The sequence below is a fragment of the Streptomyces sp. MRC013 genome (assembly GCF_023614235.1).
In the GTDB taxonomy this organism is placed as follows: Bacteria; Actinomycetota; Actinomycetes; order Streptomycetales; family Streptomycetaceae; genus Streptomyces.
In genome coordinates this window covers 3,781,801-3,799,070 of record NZ_CP094264.1, presented here as the reverse complement: position 1 = coordinate 3,799,070, position 17,270 = coordinate 3,781,801, and the positions used below count along the sequence as shown (strand labels likewise).

Annotated in this window: 16 protein-coding genes and 2 tRNA genes; 2 read left to right on the top strand and 16 right to left on the bottom strand. The window is 73.4% G+C overall.

Translation table 11 applies throughout. The features are described from left to right. Nucleotides 1–270 precede the first annotated feature (270 nt). A tRNA-Ala gene (locus tag LUW75_RS17260) sits at nt 271–343 on the bottom strand. A gap of 143 nt (nt 344–486) precedes the next feature. Here LUW75_RS17260 and LUW75_RS17255 point away from each other — a divergent pair. Further along, nucleotides 487–1,794, top strand: a complete 1,308-nt coding sequence (locus LUW75_RS17255) for a glycosyltransferase 87 family protein (RefSeq protein WP_250336409.1) — start codon at nt 487–489, stop codon at nt 1,792–1,794. Here LUW75_RS17255 and LUW75_RS17250 read toward each other — a convergent pair. From LUW75_RS17250 to LUW75_RS17215, 8 genes are all read right to left on the bottom strand, one after another. Next, on the bottom strand, nt 1,763–1,996 hold the full coding sequence (locus LUW75_RS17250; protein ID WP_250336408.1) for a hypothetical protein: 234 nt from the start codon (nt 1,994–1,996) through the stop codon (nt 1,763–1,765). The genes LUW75_RS17255 and LUW75_RS17250 overlap by 32 nt on opposite strands. A 3-nt stretch (nt 1,997–1,999) precedes the next feature. Next, nucleotides 2,000–2,161, bottom strand: a complete 162-nt coding sequence (locus LUW75_RS17245) for a hypothetical protein (protein ID WP_250336407.1) — start codon at nt 2,159–2,161, stop codon at nt 2,000–2,002. Nucleotides 2,162–2,367: 206 nt separating this feature from the next. Beyond that, a tRNA-Ala gene (locus LUW75_RS17240) sits at nt 2,368–2,440 on the bottom strand. A 74-nt stretch (nt 2,441–2,514) separates the two neighbouring features. Further along, nucleotides 2,515–3,168 (bottom strand): histidine phosphatase family protein, encoded by a 654-nt coding sequence (locus LUW75_RS17235; protein ID WP_250337711.1) that lies wholly within the window; start codon nt 3,166–3,168, stop codon nt 2,515–2,517. Then, nucleotides 3,165–3,632, bottom strand: a complete 468-nt coding sequence (gene rsfS / locus LUW75_RS17230) for a ribosome silencing factor (protein WP_250336406.1) — start codon at nt 3,630–3,632, stop codon at nt 3,165–3,167. The genes LUW75_RS17235 and rsfS overlap by 4 nt, the downstream gene beginning before the upstream one ends. A gap of 69 nt (nt 3,633–3,701) precedes the next feature. Beyond that, on the bottom strand, nt 3,702–5,486 hold the full coding sequence (locus LUW75_RS17225; protein WP_250336405.1) for an LCP family protein: 1,785 nt from the start codon (nt 5,484–5,486) through the stop codon (nt 3,702–3,704). A gap of 19 nt (nt 5,487–5,505) precedes the next feature. After that, nucleotides 5,506–6,126, bottom strand: coding sequence for a nicotinate-nucleotide adenylyltransferase (nadD, locus tag LUW75_RS17220; RefSeq protein ID WP_250336404.1), 621 nt, complete (start codon nt 6,124–6,126; stop codon nt 5,506–5,508). Nucleotides 6,127–6,179: 53 nt separating this feature from the next. Continuing rightward, on the bottom strand, nt 6,180–6,344 hold the full coding sequence (locus LUW75_RS17215) for a hypothetical protein (RefSeq protein WP_250336403.1): 165 nt from the start codon (nt 6,342–6,344) through the stop codon (nt 6,180–6,182). A gap of 215 nt (nt 6,345–6,559) precedes the next feature. Between LUW75_RS17215 and LUW75_RS17210 the strand changes: the two genes are divergently transcribed. After that, on the top strand, nt 6,560–7,639 hold the full coding sequence (locus LUW75_RS17210; protein WP_250336402.1) for a M48 family metallopeptidase: 1,080 nt from the start codon (nt 6,560–6,562) through the stop codon (nt 7,637–7,639). Between the two features lie 278 nt (nt 7,640–7,917). Here LUW75_RS17210 and LUW75_RS17205 read toward each other — a convergent pair whose 3' ends face one another. From LUW75_RS17205 to LUW75_RS17175, 7 genes are all read right to left on the bottom strand, one after another. Then, the gene (locus LUW75_RS17205) at nt 7,918–9,129 is read right to left on the bottom strand and encodes an SCO2583 family membrane protein (protein WP_250336401.1); all 1,212 of its coding nucleotides are present in this window, start codon (nt 9,127–9,129) and stop codon (nt 7,918–7,920) included. A 119-nt stretch (nt 9,130–9,248) separates the two neighbouring features. Further along, on the bottom strand, nt 9,249–9,806 hold the full coding sequence (locus LUW75_RS17200; RefSeq protein ID WP_250336400.1) for an SCO2584 family spore wall biosynthesis protein: 558 nt from the start codon (nt 9,804–9,806) through the stop codon (nt 9,249–9,251). Between the two features lie 84 nt (nt 9,807–9,890). Next, nucleotides 9,891–11,192 (bottom strand): glutamate-5-semialdehyde dehydrogenase, encoded by a 1,302-nt coding sequence (locus LUW75_RS17195; protein ID WP_250336399.1) that lies wholly within the window; start codon nt 11,190–11,192, stop codon nt 9,891–9,893. A 214-nt stretch (nt 11,193–11,406) separates the two neighbouring features. Beyond that, on the bottom strand, nt 11,407–11,928 hold the full coding sequence (locus tag LUW75_RS17190; protein WP_250336398.1) for a hypothetical protein: 522 nt from the start codon (nt 11,926–11,928) through the stop codon (nt 11,407–11,409). A 124-nt stretch (nt 11,929–12,052) separates the two neighbouring features. Then, complete coding sequence (proB, locus tag LUW75_RS17185) at nt 12,053–13,189, bottom strand: glutamate 5-kinase (RefSeq protein WP_250336397.1); 1,137 nt, start codon at nt 13,187–13,189, stop codon at nt 12,053–12,055. Between the two features lie 190 nt (nt 13,190–13,379). Then, nucleotides 13,380–15,497, bottom strand: a complete 2,118-nt coding sequence (locus tag LUW75_RS17180) for a hypothetical protein (protein ID WP_250336396.1) — start codon at nt 15,495–15,497, stop codon at nt 13,380–13,382. Between the two features lie 168 nt (nt 15,498–15,665). Then, entirely contained in the window at nt 15,666–17,177 is a 1,512-nt protein-coding gene (locus LUW75_RS17175; RefSeq protein WP_250336395.1) for a bifunctional cytidylyltransferase/SDR family oxidoreductase, read from the bottom strand. Between the last annotated feature and the right edge of the window lie 93 nt (nt 17,178–17,270).

The following is a 17,270-nucleotide window of genomic DNA, read 5'->3' as shown; positions in this document are numbered from 1 at the left end:
GAAAAAACCCCTCGCACAGGAGGGGACGCCGCGCCGATTCCGAGCGGATCTCTCATCCGCCGGCACTGATCAGCGCGGCTCGCCAAGCAGGAGGCGTACGGCACGCATGGCGTCAGGGTACAGCAGCGCCCCCGCGTACCGCATCGCGCCGCCCCCGCCGCACGGGAACGGAGCGTCACGCGGCCCTCGCATCTCGGGGTTCCGGGTGGGGGCGGGAGGTGGACGCGAGGAAGGCGGGACATCCTGTCGACGTCCCGCCTTCTCGGGCTGTGGAGCTAAGGAGAATTGAACTCCTGACCTCTTGCATGCCATGCAAGCGCTCTACCAACTGAGCTATAGCCCCTTGCGTGTGCCGCTCCGCCGGTCTTCCCTGGCGGTTCTCCCCGCGGCGACACGGAGAACATTACACGGTCTCCCCGGTGCACCGCCAAATCCCTTGTCCCCTCCCCGCCCGACTGGCGGAGGCGGCGGGTAGCGTCGGCGCACGTGACCGCGACCGTGACCGCTCGAACCCGCCTCCGGAGCCTGCCGCTCGCCGCTCTGGGGGCCTGCCTGCTGTCCTTCGCGTCCTTCTGGGTCGCGCAGCGCGCCGCCCATGTGTCGATGCTGGACCTTTCGGTCTACCGGGCCGAGGGGGCGACCGCCCTGGCGGGTGGGGACCTGTACGCGATGCGGGCCACCTCCGCGAACCTGCCGATGACGTATCCGCCGTTCGCCGCACTGGTGTTCACGCCGCTCACCCTGGTCGGCATACCGGAGATGCGGGCGCTGGCCACGCTCGGGAACCTGCTGCTGCTGGTGGCGCTGGCGCACCTGTCGCTGCGGCTGGTGGCGCCGGACGGGACCGCCGCGCCCCGCCGCGGCGGGGCGTTCCCGACGAGGCCGGGGGCGGCCCTGTGGACGGCGGCGGTCCTGGTGTGGTGCGAACCGGTGTGGCAGACGTTCCGGTACGGCCAGATCAACCTGCTGGTGGCGGCGGCGGTGCTGTGGGACCTGACCCGCCGTGCGGACAGCCGCTGGACCGGGATCGGCATCGGACTCGCCACTGCGGTGAAGCTCACACCGGGGCTCTTCGTGGTGCTGTTGCTCGCCGTGGGGGTGGTGCGCGCGCGGAGTGACGGCTGGGCCCCGTGGCGGAACGAGTGGCTGTGGCGCGGGACCCGGGCGGTGGCGGCGTTCTCGGTGGTGACGGTCGCGTCGGCGCTGGTCCTGCCGTACGACTCGCGCCGCTTCTGGACCGAGATGATCTTCGAGACGGGTCGGGTGGGCCGCACCGAGGAGACGGCCAACCAGTCGTTGAGCGGGGTGCTGGCGCGACTGCTCCACACGACCGACCCGGGTGCGTGGTGGGTGGTCGCGGCGCTCCTGGTGGGGGGCGCCGGGCTGGCCGTGGCGGTGCTGGCGGCGCTGCGCGGGGACCGGGCGGTGGCGGTGGTGGCGTGTGCCGTGACGGCGCTGCTGGTGAGTCCGATCTCCTGGTCGCACCACTGGGTGTGGTGCGTGCCCGCGCTGACCCTGCTCGCCGCACGGGTGCGTCCGGTGTGGACGGCCGCAGCGGCCCTGGTGTTCGGGTCGTTCGCACTGTGGTGGGTGCCGCACGCCCCCGCGCCGGTACGGCTCGAACTGCACCAGAACGGCTGGCAGATGCTGTTGTCCGGCCTCTACACCCTCCTGGGGATCGCCCTGCTGGGCGCGTTCGCCGCGTGGGTGGTGCGGGCGGGCGCGGGCGGCTCGGCTGCGGGGCGCCCGGCGCCCGACGGGCTCAGGCCGTCGCGAACGAGTAGAAGCGCTTGAGGGCGCAGTGCTCGTCGAGCAGCCGCCCGTAGATCGGCTCCCCTTCGAGCTCGCGGTAGGTCTCGATGGGGTCGCCCTTTATGATCAGCGCCCGCGCACACTCCTCGCACCAGTACTGGTAGGCCCGGTTGACCGGGTCCATGTCGCGGACGATCGGCGTACCGCTGCCGCACCAGTCGCACTTCCGCCTGTGTGCACCCATCGATCAGCTCCAGCTGTGGCCGCAGGACGTGCAGACGTAGGACACGCCGCCGTTGTCCCCGAGCACCTGGGCGACGTCCGGGGAGCCGCAGGCGGGGCAGGTGAGGCCGGCGCGCGTCTGTGCGGTGACGGGCCGGGCGGGTTCCTCGAATCTGCTGGCGGCCATCGCGCGCTCCCTCCCGTCCGGTCCGTAGCCCCCTCCGGCCGTCCGATTCTGCCACGGTCCCGGTGCGGTGGCGGTTACCTCCGGTGAACGCCGGGGTGTCTTCCGCTTCCGGGACGGGCCCCGGGCGGGGCTCCCGGGGCAGGTGGGCGACGGGAGTCCTCACATACGGAAATCCCGCCCCCTGACGGGGACGGGATTCTTGATTGTGGAGCTAAGGAGAATTGAACTCCTGACCTCTTGCATGCCATGCAAGCGCTCTACCAACTGAGCTATAGCCCCTCGTGTTCCTTCGCGCTCCGCGCTGCGAACAAGAAGAACTCTAGCCTGTCACCTGCCCGAAAGTGAAATCCGGGTCAGTCGTCGTCGCCGAGGACCGGCTCGGGGAGCGTGCCGGCGTTGTGCTCCAGCAGCCGCCAGCCCCGCGCGCCCTCCCCCAGGACGGACCAGCAGCAGTTGGACAGGCCGCCGAGGCTCTCCCAGCTGTGCGGGGGAAGCCCCAGGAGCCGGCCGATCGTGGTGCGGATCGTGCCGCCGTGGCTGACCACGACGAGGGTGCCGTCCTCGGGCAGCCTGCCGACGTGCTCCAGCACGACGGGGGCGGCCCGCTCGGCGACCTCGGTCTCCAGCTCGCCGCCGCCGCGCCGCACCGGCTCGCCGCGCTTCCACGCGCGGTACTCCTCACGGTGGCGGGCGAGGATCTCCTCGTGGGTCAGCCCCTGCCAGACACCGGCGTACGTCTCGCGGAGCGCGGCGTCGTGGCTGACCGGGTGTCCCGTGACCGCGGCGAGCTCGGCGGCCGTGGCCGCGGCGCGCCTGAGGTCGGACGCGATGATCGCGTCCGGTTTGAGGGCGGCGAGCAGCCGGGCGGCCCGGCGCGCCTGGGCGAGGCCCGTCTCGGTCAGCTCGATGTCGGTGCTGCCCTGGAAGCGGCGCTCCAGGTTCCACGCGGTCTGGCCGTGGCGCCAGAGGACGATGCGGCGGCCCCTGCCGCCCCCGGTGGCGCTCAGCGCAGCTCACCGTCCGTACCGTCGCCGGGGAGGCCGTCCGGGCCGGAGCCGTCGGTTCCGCTGAGCCGGGCGTGCTCCGCCGCCTTGCCCCGGGTCTTCACGGCGTCCTCGGGCAGGGGCAGCTCGGGGCAGTCCTTCCAGAGCCGTTCCAGGGCGTAGAAGACCCGCTCCTCGCTGTGCTGGACGTGGACGACGATGTCCACGTAGTCGAGCAGGACCCAGCGGGCCTCGCGGTCGCCCTCGCGGCGTACCGGCTTGGCACCCAGCTCCTTGTTCAGCCGCTCCTCGATCTCGTCGACGATCGACTTGACCTGGCGGTCGTTGGGCGCGGAGGCGAGCAGGAAGGCGTCGGTGATCGACAGCACGTCGCTGACGTCGTACGCGATGATGTCGTGGGCGAGCCGGTCGGCGGCCGCCTGGGCGGCGGCGTTGACGAGCGCGATGGATCGGTCGGTGGCGGTCACAAGCAGGCTTTCGTCGGCGGTCGGGGACCCTTCAAGGGTCTCACGTACCGCCGACGGCCCGGCAAGCCATTACCCGGCCCGGTAGTCCTCGCCGAGGACGACGGTGACGTCGGCGTTCGCGGGCGCCTCGCCCTTGCGGACGGCGCGGGCGGGGAGTCCGAGCGTCTTGGCGACCTCGTCCGCCTCGGCCTTCCGCGCCGCGTCGCCGTAGACGACCTCCGAGGTGCTCTCCGCACCGTCCGCGGCGCCGCCGTCGACGACCGCGTAGCCTCCGTTGGCCAGGACGATCCGCGCGGCCTCGGTGGCGTCGGCGTCGCCACTGGCGTTGCGGAGGCCCACCCGTACCACGGAGCCCGGCTCGGGAGGGCTGACGGTTCCCCCGAGGACGTCCTCGACCACACTGCGACCGGTCTCCTCGGTGAGCCGCCCGTCGCCCTCCACGGGCAGCAGCACGGTCTTGTGAGCCCCCGCCCTGGCGTGCTCGGCGAGCTTGGCCAGGGAGGCGCCCAGGTCCTCGTCGGGGAGCGACGGGTCCAGGATCTGCGCCAGGGACCGGACCGTCGAGGTGGCGCCCTCGGGGTCGTCCGACAGCTTGCGCAACACCCCGTGCACGACCTGGCCGAACCGCTGGAGCTGCGCCGCCTCGGGTTCACCCGGGCCGCGGTACGTGGCGTAGGCGACGGCCGTGCGCCCGTCGAGCGTCTGGTTCCCGCCCTTCCGCACGAGCGGCGCCTCACCCTCCTCGGCGGCAGGCACCTCCGCGTCGGTGGTGAGGTCGACGCCGCCGACGAGCTCCACGAGGTTCTCCAGGTAGGGCGTGTCGAGCCGCCACGTGCCGGTGATCCTCGTACCGAGGAGGGAGCCGATGGCCTCGCGGGTGCCGGAGGAGCCGTCGTCCTCGACGGACTTGCCGAGGGTGGTGGTCGTCCCGTCCTCGTTGGCGACGGCGAGGGCGTTCGGCAGCAGGACCGTGGTGCCCTGCCGGGTGGTGGCGTTGTCGACCAGGAGGGCCGTCGAGGTGGCCTCGTCCTTCGTGTTGTGCAGGTGGAGGACGATCACGTCGCGCTTCTGGGGGCCGGCCGCGGCGGCGTCGCCCCGCCGGGCGTCCTCCCGGGACAGGCCCGGGAGCATCCCCGCGTACCAGAGGTAGCCGACGCCGCCGACGAGGGCGACGGCGACGGCGACGCAGAGCGCGACGATCCGGTTGCGGCCGCGCCGCTTGGCCTCCTCGCGGCGCTCCGAGCGGCTCTCGGTGAACTTGAGCCAGTCGATGGCGTCTTCCGACTCCTCGTCGGACTCGTCGACGAAGGCGAACTGCTCGGTCCGGTACCCCCCGCCGTCACCGGCGCCCGGCTGCTCCGCGGGGTCGCGCCGGCCGCGGGCGTCCCGGCCGGTGTGCGGGCCGTCGTCGGCCGGGGCCCCCGCGGGCGGTTCGGAAACGGCGGGGGCCTGCGCCCGGGGAGCGGGGCCGCGCTGCCCCGGTACGCCCGCGGGCGCGGCGACCCGGCCGGACGCCGGCGGTGCGGGCTGCTCCGGCGGCTGGGCGGCGGGTGCCTGCGGAGCCTGCCACTGCCCGGTGCCGTAGGGGCTGTGACCGCCGTAGCCCTGCGGCTGCTCCTCGTATCCCTGGTACGGCTGGTCGTGGAGGTACTGCTGCGGCTCGGGGTACGGCCGGGCCGCCCGGGCGTACGGGTCGTGGCCGTACCCGTGGCCCTGCTGCGCGGGGTACTGCGGCGGCTGGGGCGGAGACGGCTGCTGGGCCTGCTGGTACACCGGCTGCCCGTACTCGTCGTAGCCGACGATCTGCGGCTGCGGCGGGTGGTATGGGTCGTAGTGGCTGTTCTGATCGTTCACCGGTGCCCCTTTCCGCGGCTCACTGGCCCCGGTACAGCTGGCGCTTGTCGATGTAGCGCACCACGCCGTCCGGCACCAAATACCAGACGGGATCGCCCTGCGCCACCCTCTCGCGGCAGTCCGACGACGAGATGGAGAGGGCGGGCACCTCGACGAGGGAGACGCCGCCCTCGGGCAGGCCGTCGTCCGACAGGTCGTGGCCGGGCCGGGTCACCCCGACGAAGTGCGCGAGCGAGAAGAGCTCCTCGGCGTTGCGCCAGCCCGGCATGATCTGCGACAGCGCGTCGGCGCCGGTGATGAAGAACAGATCCGTGTCCGGGTTGAGGGAGCGCAGGTCCCGCAGGGTGTCGATGGTGTAGGTGGGGCCCGCCCGGTCGATGTCGATGCGGCTGACCGAGAACTGCGGGTTCGACGCCGTGGCGATGACCGTCATGAGGTAGCGGTCCTCGGCCGGGGACACCGTCTTGTGGCTCTTCTGCCATGGCTGCCCGGTCGGCACGAACACCACCTCGTCGAGGTGGAACAGGGCGGCCACCTCGCTGGCGGCCACCAGGTGTCCGTGGTGGATCGGGTCGAACGTCCCGCCCATCACGCCCAGGCGGCGTTTGCCGGGACTTCTCGGCACTTCCTGCTCTCCCATGCGTGCAGAGCCTAACGGCACGGCGGCGCGGCCCGGTCCCGGCGGGCGCCTGCTCAGCGGTCGCGGTTGAAGCGGGTGGTGACCCAGAGCAGGAGCAGCAGCGCGAGGAGGGCGCCGCCGCCGGTGAGGTAGGGGTTGAGGCTTTCGTGGTTGCCGCCGTGCTCGGAACCCTGGGCGAGCGTGACCAGGTGGGCGGCGGCGGTGTGGAGGCTGCTCATCTTCTGCGGGACCAATCCATCGGAGTCGGAGCGGGGGACTTCGCGCACATCGTATGCGGGTGGTCCGGGCACCCTCACGCCGACTCAGGCGTTGTCCCGGCACGAGCCGTTGTCCACAGGGTGTTGTCCACAGGCTCGGCGGTTCTCCGGAACACCGCCTAGGCTGAGGTCTGCCAGGGGGACGAGGCAGATCTCGTATGAAGTTGGGGGCAATCATGACAGAGAACGGCCACGGGACCGTGCCGAGCCGCGCGCGCCGGCGCTTCCCGGGAATCTCCTCCCGTGCCTACGAGCATCCGGCGGATCGTTCCGCGCTCGTCGCCCTGCGCAAGCTCAGCGGCTTCGACACCGTGTTCAAGGCGCTGAGCGGACTGCTGCCCGAGCGCAGCCTGAGGCTGCTGTACCTCTCGGACTCGGTGCGGGTGAGCGACGCGCAGTTCGCCCATCTCCACGACATGCTGCGGGACGCCTGCTACGTCCTCGACCTGGAGAAGGTCCCGCCGATGTACGTCACGCAGGACCCGAAGCCGAACGCGATGTGCATCGGCCTGGACGAGCCGATCATCGTGGTCACCACGAGCCTGGTGGAGCTGCTGGACGAGGAGGAGATGCGCGCCGTCGTCGGCCACGAGGTGGGCCACGCCCTGTCGGGCCACTCCGTCTACCGGACGGTGCTGCTGTTCCTCACCAACCTGGCGCTGAAGGTGGCGTGGATCCCGCTCGGGAACGTGGCCGTCATGGCGGTCGTCACGGCCCTGCGGGAGTGGTTCCGCAAGTCGGAGCTGTCGGCGGACCGGGCCGGTCTGCTGGTCGGCCAGGACCTCCGCGCGTCGATGCGCGGCCTGATGAAGTTGGCGGGCGGACACCATCTGCACGAGATGAACGTGGACGCGTTCCTCGCTCAGGCGGAGGAGTACGAGTCGGGCGGCGACCTGCGGGACTCGGTGTTGAAGATCTTGAACGTGCTGCCGCGTTCACACCCGTTCACCACGGTGCGGGCGGCCGAGCTGAAGAAGTGGTCGGAGAGCCGCGACTACCAGCGGATCATGGACGGCCACTACCCGCGGCGGTCGGAGGACGGGGACGCCTCGGTCGCGGACTCCTTCCGCGAGTCCGCGAACCACTACGCGGACACGGTGCGCGGGAGCAAGGACCCGTTGATGAAGCTGGTCGGCGACATAGCCGGCGGCGCCGGCGACCTCGGCGGCAAGCTCTTCGAGAAGTTCACCGGCGCCGCGGGGGGCCGCTCGGGCACCCGCGACGACGGCGAGGACGGCGGGCGGGACACGGTCTGACCCCGCCGCGGGGCGGGGGCCCGCCGCGGGCTTCGGGACCCGGACGCGGTGCGGCGCTACGGGACCGGGGCCGGCGTGCCGAGCGCATCGGGGCACAGGGGTGCGGCGGCGTCGGATCCGTCGGCCCGGCGCCCCGTTCCCGGCGCCCGGGGTGCCGGACCGGCGGATCCACCCCGCGGCTCGGCGGGGTGCCGTTCGGTCGTGTGCCGTGCCCCTCCCGGCGGTGGAGCGTGGGGGCCCGCGGCGGCCCTCCCCCGGAACCGCCGCTCGCCGCGGGCCTACGGCCGGGCGGGCTGGCTGCCGGGTGCCAGTACGGCGCAGAGGCGGGCGGCCGCGGCCGGGGCGGAAGCGTAGGGGTCGGTGGCCGGAGGGGCGGTCCTCGCGGGGCGCCGGCCCGCGAGGAGCGGCTGCAGGGCTCCGGATGGATCGGAGGAGCAGTCCATGGGGCCGGCCTGGAGGTGGCTGGTGACCAGTTCGACGCGGTGCATGCGCAGATCGTCGCGGTCGAGGTGGAAGCGCAGTTCGCGGCGGACGGTGAACAGGGAGGCGGCACCGGGTCCGGTGGCCGGCTCCGCGGGGCGCAGCGCGTAGGCGAAGGTGTGGTCGGAGACGACCTCCAGGGTGTCGGTGGACGCCTCGGTCACCCGGAGGGTGCCGCGGACCCGGACGCCGGGGTCGGCGAGGGCCGTGCGCGCCGGGTCGAACCGGACGAGCCAGCCGCCGGTGGCGTGGTGCCCGTCGGCGGCCGGGGAGCCGACGCTCCGGTCGAACTGGGCGAGCTGGTCCGGGTCGAGGAGCAGCCGCACGGGGCGGGTGGCACCGCCGGTGAGGACGTCGGGGTCGAGGGAGGAGTGGACGAGGAAGTCCTTGGCGATGGTGAGGGCGGTCATGACCTCGCCCTGCGAGAAGTGCACGGTGCGCCGCGCGGGCGGCAGGGCGATGCCCGCGGCGCCGGAGCGGTACTGCGCGGCGGGGCTGTGGGCGTACAGGTCGTCGGGTCGGCCGCCGGGCACGGGGCCGGCGGGGGCCAGTGCGACGAGGGTGGTGCGCAGGGGTTCGGTATGCGGATCGGGGGGTGGTTGGTACGGGTAGCGGGACCCGAGGTGGACGGCGGCGGCGAAGACCGCCGCGACGAGCAGCACGAGGGTGAGTGCCCCCAGGCGCGCGCCCATCGCGCGCCCGGGGCCGCGGCGCCGTCCGCGGGCGCGCCGGCGGACGGTGTGCCGGTGGTGGCGGCGGTCGAGGTCGTAGGCGTACTCATACTCCGCGTCGAGGGCCGGATCGGGGCCGTCGCGGTCGGAACCGGGGCGGTCGCGGACGGCGGGGGCGTCGCCGCCCGTCCGTTCCCGGGCGGACAGTTCCCGGAGGCGGGCAGCGCGGACGAAGGACTCGTCGAAGACGACGGGCCGGTACTCCTCCTCGTCCCTGCCGGGATTCCCGTCGGGCGTGCCGTCGGGCGTTCCGTCGGGCGGGTCGACGCTCCCTGCCATACCTTGAGGGTGGGTCGGCCGGGGGCCGGGTAAACACCCCGCCGAACGTCGAGTCGAACGGATCGGCCACGGCCGGGAGGGCGGGAGACGGGACCGGAGGGCGGGACCGGGAGGCGGGGTCAGGGGACGCCGGAGGTGACCGGGACCGGCGGTGCGGGGCGCCCGGTGGTGGAGGCGGCGCCTTCCGGGCCGACGCCGCTGCTGGCCGGGGCGGGGACCTTCTCCTCACGGCCGCCCGAGGAACCGCGGTACACGGCGGTGAACGCGAGCGCGACCATGCCCAGGCCCATCACGAGGGCGACGAGCCAGGCGATGGGGCGGCACCAGCGGGCACCGGGGCGGTACGGGCGGAGGGCACCGCCGTAGGGCCCGTACGGGTCGTGGAGGCCGTACGGCTCGTGGGGGTCGTCGCCGTGGCCGTCGTGGCCGGTCCTCAGGCCGGGGACGTGCGGGTCGCCGTCGGGGGGCGCGCCGCCGCGCGCCCTGGCCGCGTCCGCGTCGGCACGGGCCTGGGCGGCGGCGAGCAGCCGCTCGACCGCGGTCGGCTCGTGGATCTCCGCGGCGCGTACGAAGTCCTCGTCGAACACCACGGAGGCGAGTTCCTCGTCGGCGCCTCCGCGGTCGTCGTCGGGCTCCCGGCCGTCCGGGAACGGCCTGCCCCCCACGTCGTCCGGCACGTGTCCCAGAGTAGACCGGGAGGGCGCCGTTCGGCAGGGAGAGCGCACGACCTCTCCCCGCCGCGGCACTCGGCCCGGCGGCGGTTACCGGATGTGCCCGTCCCCGGTGACGATGTACTTCGTCGACGTGAGCTCCGGCAGCCCCATCGGGCCGCGGGCGTGGAGCTTCTGCGTGGAGATGCCGATCTCGGCGCCGAAGCCGAACTGGCCGCCGTCGGTGAACCGCGTCGAGGCGTTCACGGCGACCGTCGTGGAATCCACCAGCCGGGTGAAACGGCGGGCGGCCGCCTGCGACGTGGTGACGATCGCCTCGGTGTGCCCGGAGGTCCACAGGCGGATGTGGGCGACGGCCGCGTCCAGGGAGTCGACGACGGCCACGGCGATGTCGTGCGACAGGTACTCCGTCTCCCAGTCCTCGGGGGTGGCCGGGACGACGGTGGCCCTGGAGCCCTCCGCGTACGGCAGGACCCGCTCGTCGCCGTGGACGGTGACGCCCGCCTCGGCGAGGGCGTCCAGGGCGCGCGGCAGGAAGCGCGGGGCGATGTCCTGGTGGACGAGGAGAGTCTCGGCGGCGTTGCACACGCTGACGCGCTGTGCCTTGGAGTTGATCAGGATGTCGACGGCCATGTCGAGGTCCGCCCGGTCGTCGACGTACACGTGGCAGTTGCCGGTGCCGGTCTCGATGACGGGGACGGTGGACTCCTCGACGACGGTGCGGATCAGCGACGCGCCGCCTCGCGGGATGAGGACGTCGACGAGGCCGCGCGCCCGCATCAGTTCGTGCACCGAGTCCCGCGACTCCCCCGGCACGAGCTGCACGGCGTCCTCCGGGAGGCCGGCTCCGCCGACCGCGTCGCGCACGACCCGGACCAGGGCGGTGTTGGACGCGTACGCCGAGGACGAGCCGCGCAGCAGGACGGCGTTGCCCGCCTTCAGACAGAGGGCGGCGGCGTCGACGGTGACGTTGGGCCGGGCCTCGTAGATGATGCCGACCACGCCGAGCGGGACGCGGACCTGCCGCAGGTCCAGGCCGTTGGGCAGGGTGGAGCCGCGTACGACCTCGCCGACCGGGTCGGGCAGCGCGGCGACGTGCCGGACGTCGGAGGCGATCGCGCGGACCCGCTCGGGGGTGAGGGCCAGCCGGTCGACGACGGACTCGCCGGTGCCGGCCTTCCGCGCCCGGGCCACGTCCTCGGCGTTCGCCTCGACGATCTCGGCGGTGCGGACTTCGAGTGCGTCCGCCACGGCCAGCAGCGCGTCGTCCTTCACCGCGCGCGGCAGCGGCGCGATGTCGGCGGCGGCCGCGCGGGCCCGGTGCGCGGCCTGCACCACCGGCGACATGCCGTCGTACGGGTTCAGGGACGGGGAGGCGGATTGCGAGGTCATGCCCGCAGGGTAATGCGCTCTTCCCGGGCATCTCGCACACGGCCCGCTCCGTCCCGCTCCGCGAGACACCCTGGTGAGACGCCTCGGCGGGGCGCCCACCGGAGCATCTGCCGGGGTGTCCGGCTCAGGCGTCCGACCGCGGGGCGCCCCGTCGGCGCCGCTCCCGCCCGGGGCGCTCCGCCGGGAGCTCCCGGGAGCCCGAACGTGACCGGAATCAGTACGGATGCACACCGACGGGGGCGGCGGGCGGCGGCCCGTACCCCTCGGCGATGCGCTGGTGGTAGGTCTCGCGGTCGATGACCTCCAGGCCGACGATCTCCCACGGCGGCAGCCGGGCGCTCTGCCGGTGCTCGCCCCACAGGCGCAGGGCGACGGCGGCCGCGTCGTGCAGGTCGCGGGCCTCCTCCCAGTACCGGATCTCCGCGTGATCACCCGCGTACCTGCTGGTCAGCAGGAACGGATGGTCGTGGGCGAGCTGTTCGAGCGCCCGCCGGACCTCCTTCAGGGGAGCTTCCCGGCCCGACACGCTGAGCGTGACGTGCCACAGCCTGGACACCGGCCGGTCCGGTACCCGGCCGGCCGTCCCCGGGCCCGTGGCCGCGCCCGTCCCCGTGACGGCGCCGCCGCCGGTTCCGGACCGGAATGCGGCGTCGTCGAAGTCTGCACCGGCCCCGACACTGGTCAAGGCCCGTTCGGTCGTCCCGCGGGGCGCAGCCCCTGGGCGCGCTCGTCTCACCGGCGGCCTCCTGATCGATGCGTCGTCGTGCTGTCACCCCGCCTGCCCCCTCGTACAAAGTTGACCAGCCCCGAGCGGGACGCGGGGCGGTTTTGGCGAAGGTCCCCGAGGGTTGACCCGACTTTCAGCCGTTCCAGGGGTGCAGGACGACCAGGTCGTCCCTGTGGACGACCTCCCGCTCGTACGCCGCTCCGAGCTCCTCGGCCAGTTCCCTGGTGGAGCGTCCCAGGAGCCGGGGGATCTCCTTGGCGTCGAAGTTGACGAGGCCGCGCGCGACCGGCCGGCCCTCCGCGTCGCGCAGCTCGACCGGGTCGCCGGCGCCGAAGTCCCCCTCCACGGCAGCGATCCCGGCGGGCAGCAGCGACTTCTTCCCGTGTACGACCGCCCGTACCGCCCCCTCGTCGAGGACGAGGGCGCCCCGCGGGGCGGAGGCGTGCGCCAGCCACAGCAGTCTCCCGGCGGAGCGGCGCCCGGTGCGGTGGAAGTACGTGCCGGTGTCCCGCCCGGCGAGGGCGTCGGCGGCGCGGCCGGCCGACGTGAGGACCACGGGGATGCCGGCGGCCGCCGCGATCCGGGCCGCCTCGACCTTGGTGACCATGCCGCCCGTGCCGACTCCGGCCTTCCCCGCGGAACCGATCTCGACGCCCGCCAGGTCCTCCGGGCCGCGGACCTCCTCGATCCGGGACGTGCCGGGCCGGCTCGGGTCCCCGTCGTACAGTCCGTCGACGTCCGACAGCAGCACCAGCAGGTCGGCGCGGACGAGGTGGGCGACGAGCGCGGCGAGCCGGTCGTTGTCGCCGAACCGGATCTCGTCCGTGGCGACCGTGTCGTTCTCGTTGACGATCGGCAGGGCGCCCATCGCCAGGAGCTGCTCCAGTGTCCGGTACGCGTTGCGGTAGTGGGCGCGGCGGCTCGTGTCGTCACCGGTGAGCAGGATCTGGCCGACGCGTACGCCGTAGCGGGCGAAGGACGCGGTGTAGCGGGCCACGAGCAGGCCCTGGCCGACGCTGGCGGCGGCCTGCTGCCGGGCGAGGTCCCCGGGACGGCGGCCGAGACCGAGCGGTGCGAGGCCGGCGGCGATGGCGCCGGACGACACGAGGACGATCTCCCGCCCGTCCTGGCCGCGCGCCTTGGCGAGCACGTCGACGAGCGCGTCGACCCGGTCCGCGTCGAGGCCGCCCGAGGCGGTGGTCAGGGAGGACGAGCCGACCTTCACGACGACCCTGCGGGCTTCCGCCACGTACTGCCTTGCCGTTGTCACATGGCGAATCTATGCCAGCCGGGCGAACCCGCGCGCACCTGTGCCATCCGGCGGACGGGTTCGCGGACGGGTCCCGGGGCGCGCCGCGGCGCTCCCGGCCCCGCCACGGCGGGCCGTCCGCGCCCACCGGGGTGCGGCGCGGGCCGCCCGGCACCGCGGCGGACGGAGGCCGCGCCGCACCCCGCCGCGGTCAGCCGACCACCGTCGGCTCGGCGGAGTCCCTCGCCGCCGCGGCGGCTCCCGGATCGTCGTCCCCGGCGCCCATCGGCACCGCGTCGTCCTCGCGGTCCGCTCCGCCGACGGTCCGTCCGGCGAGGCGCTGGGCGACGGCCGTGTTGCGCGCCTCCGCCCTGGCGGCCAGCGCGCGCACGGCGGTGTCGAACCGCTCCGTGGCGGTGGGCTCGTCGGGGCCGAGCAGGTACTGCTTCAGGGCGCGCCGCTCCCCGGCCGTCCGGTCGGCGGCCGGGTCGGCGACGGCGGCGAGCAGCTCGCCGAGCTCGGCGGCGTCGTTGGACAGGACGACCGCGGCCCGGACGGCGGTGTTCTGCCGCCGGAACTCCTCCTCGCCGAGCCCGGCGGAGTCCGCCACCGCGTAGGGCTTGCCGCTGGCGATGAAGTCGGAGACGACGCTGGAGATGTCGGAGACCAGGCCGTCCGCCTCGTTGAAGCAGTCGTACAGGTGGGGCCGGGCGCCGGTGACGACGCGATGCTCCCACCAGCCGAACGAGCGCCAGTAGGCGTCGTTCCACTCGGCGCGCAGCCGCCTGAGCACGGCGATGCGGTGCGGGTCGGCGAGTGAGACGCGGGACGTCTCGGCCTCGTCGGCACCCTTCCGGCCGGGGTCGGAGAGCGCGGCGAGACGGGCCTCGACGCGGGTCAGCTCGGCACGGGCGGCGGCCTGCCCGGCCCGCGCCGCGTCCGCCTCGCGCGCCCAGCGCGGGTCGGCGGCGCGGCGGGCCGCTGCCTCGGCGACCATCGTGCGGATCCGCTCGTCGACGGCCTTGGCCCTCCTGTCGACGAGGCCGGTGAAGGGGTGCGGCTTGTAGACGACGCGGACCGGGTCCGGCGCGTCCAGCAGCCGCCTGACGATGTTCTCGCCGGCGAGGAGCAGCGAGGTGTTGCCGGGGTCGCCGTCCCAGCCCTCCCAGGTGGGGGCGTACAGGATGGTCGGGACGGGGTTCTTCGGCGTGCCCGTCCAGCGCCGGATGGGGGCGAGCTGGGGGCGGCCGACCTCGACGACGTCCTCGTCGCGGACACCGACGTCGGCGAGGGCGTACCGGTCGCGGCCGGCCCGGCCCGCGGTCCACACCTCGTCGTACGCCTTGGAGAAGGGGTTGACGCTGGCGAGCTTGTCGCTGTCGCCGTGGCCGATGAAGGCGTGCTTCGCGGTCGGCACGCGCAGCATGTGGATGTTCTTGCCGGCGTTGGCCGGGTACAGGACGACGCGGAGCGTCGACCAGTCGCGGGCCATCGTGTGCTGGCCGCCCGGAATGCACAGGACGGGCACGGCCGTGTCGTTCAGCCTCGGGACGAGGTTCGGCTCGCGCATGACGACGATCGGCCGCCCGTCGACCCGCTCCATCGTGTTCAGCCACATGTTGACCTGGTAGGCCGCCTCGTCGGAGCCGGAGAAGTACAGCGCGACGGTCGGCTGGTACTCGCGCAGCCAGGTGTCGACGGCCTTGAGGACGGTGCCGGCGCCCGGGACGCGGTGCTTGCGGCGCACGTAGGGGACGAGCAGCAGGACGTAGAGGACGCCGAGGACCAGCGTGGCGGCGGTGCCCGCGTACCCGAGGACGGGACGGCCGGTGGCGGCGGCGGCGACGACGCCGGCGACGGCGGGCAGGTCGAGGTGGAGCATCTTCTCGCCGGCCCGGTGCAGCAGGGCGTGCGGCGGGGCGTCCGGGATGCGCACGCCGTGCAGGTCGACGTTGCGGGTGACGACCGGCAGGGTGCGGCGCAGCCTGATGAGGGTGGTGAGCGCGCCGTGCGGGGCCTGGAGGCCGTAGAAGAGGAGGAAGCAGGCGACCGCGGCGTAGAACAGCGGCTGCTCCGCGAGGTTCTCGCGGGCGAGGAGCAGGATCAGCAGCAGTTGGCGCAGCAGGAAGCGGATCGGCAGGCCGGCGCGGACGCTGTTGAGCCGGTCGACCAGGTAGCTCTTCTTCTGGTGCAGGTACCAGTCGGCGGCGTAGGTGACCGCGGCGGCTCCCGCGAACAGCCGGACGTCCGGGACCAGCGCGGCGAGCACGGCACAGGGGAACCCGAGTCCCAGGAGGACTGCCGCGGCCAGCTCCGACCCGCTGCCCACTCGGGCCAGTCGAATGACGGTCGAAATCACGTAAAACCTGCTCCAGACGGGGATGCCGGTTGTTTCACGGGGTGTTCGTCTCCGTGCGGGCGGAGCTCCACGGAGCAGGCCCCCGCATTTGCGATCTCTCGCCGATGCGGGGGCCCGAGAATTCACATTCCGTGAGTATTACACATCTTCCTGACGGTCCAGGACGGCCGCCAGGGCCTGTTCGAAACCGGACGCCTCGCCCGCCGCACGGGTCGGGTCCTGCTGCCGCACGTCGACGACGTGGCCGGTCAGGTCGGAGAGGAGGACGTCCAGAGAGGTGCGGGCGACGGCCTCGGAGGAGAGCAGCGTCCCGGCGGGTTCCCGGCCGAACGCCCTGGTCCGCATGGGGGTCGCGGTGCGCTCGGGATTCACGCAATTCACCCGGATTCCGTCAGCCGCCCATTCGTCGGCCAGTGCCTGCGTGAGATTCACCATCGCCGCCTTGGTCGATGAATAGAGGCTGTACTCGGCGCGCCCCCGGGTGTAGCTGGAAGACGTGTAGAGAAGAAGCTGCCCCTTGGTCTCCACCAGGTACTTGTAGGACGCGCGGGCGATCTGCACCGGTGCCAGGTAATTGACGTTCAGCGCTTCCTGAATGGTGGCGCCGTCGGTTTCCGCGAGCTTTCCGATGCGCAGGACGCCGGCCGTGTTGATGACGTGGTCGACACGGCCCGTCTCGGCGTACGCCCTGGCCAGCGCGGCCTCGACGTGCTGCGGGTTCTCGACGTGGGTGCCGGTGGTGGAGCGGCCGAGCGCGTAGACGCGGGCGCCGTACCGCTCGGCGAGGGCGGCGATGTCGGCGCCGATGCCGTACGAGCCGCCGAAGACGACGAGCGTCCGGCCGGCGAGGCGCTCGCGGTACGCGTCCTCGCCGGCCTGGGCGGGGGCGGCGGTGGAGGCGAGCTGGAACAGCTTGTCGGCGATGAAGACGTCGACGGGCTGCGTCACCTTCATGTTGTACTCGTCGCCGGGCACGACGTGGATCGGCACGTCCGGCAGGTACCTGAGCACGACCGAGCAGTCGTCGGTGGCCTGGAAGTTCGGGTCGCCGGCGGCGATCTCGTACGCCCTGCGGATCGTGGACAGCTTGAACGCCTGCGGGGTCTGGCCGCGGCGCAGCCGGGAGCGGTCCGGCACGTCCGTGATGAACTCGCCGTCCTCGCCGTGGGTGCGCGTCACGATGATCGTGTCGGCGGAGGGGATGGCGACGTCCACGGCCCGGTAGCGGTCGAGGGCGGCCACGCAGTCCTCGATCACGCGCTGTGACAGCAGGGGGCGTACGGCGTCGTGGAAGAGGACGTTGGGGTCCTCGCCCTCCGCGAGCCCCTCGCCGAGGGCGCGGATGGCCCGCTCGGTGGTCTCGTTGCGCGTGGCGCCGCCCTCGATGACCCGGGTGACCTTGGTCAGCCCCGCCTTGGCGACGATCCTCTCGACGTCGGCCACGAACCCCGGCGCCATCAGCACGATCACGTCGTCGACGCAGTCCGCCCGCTCGAAGATGGTGAGCGTGTGCTCGATGACCGCCTTGCCCGCGATCTTCAGCAGCTGCTTCGGGATCGCAAGCCCCACCCGCTGACCGGTGCCCCCCGCCAGGACGACGGCGGTGGTGCGGGGCTTGGCTTCACGAGGCGCGGACGAAGGCGCAGACACAGGGACGACCTACCTTGCTTGGCTCGGGGAACGGCCTGATGGTCGCACCCTCCGTGACCGTCCTGCAAGGCGGGGGGAAGAGGGCCGAACCCT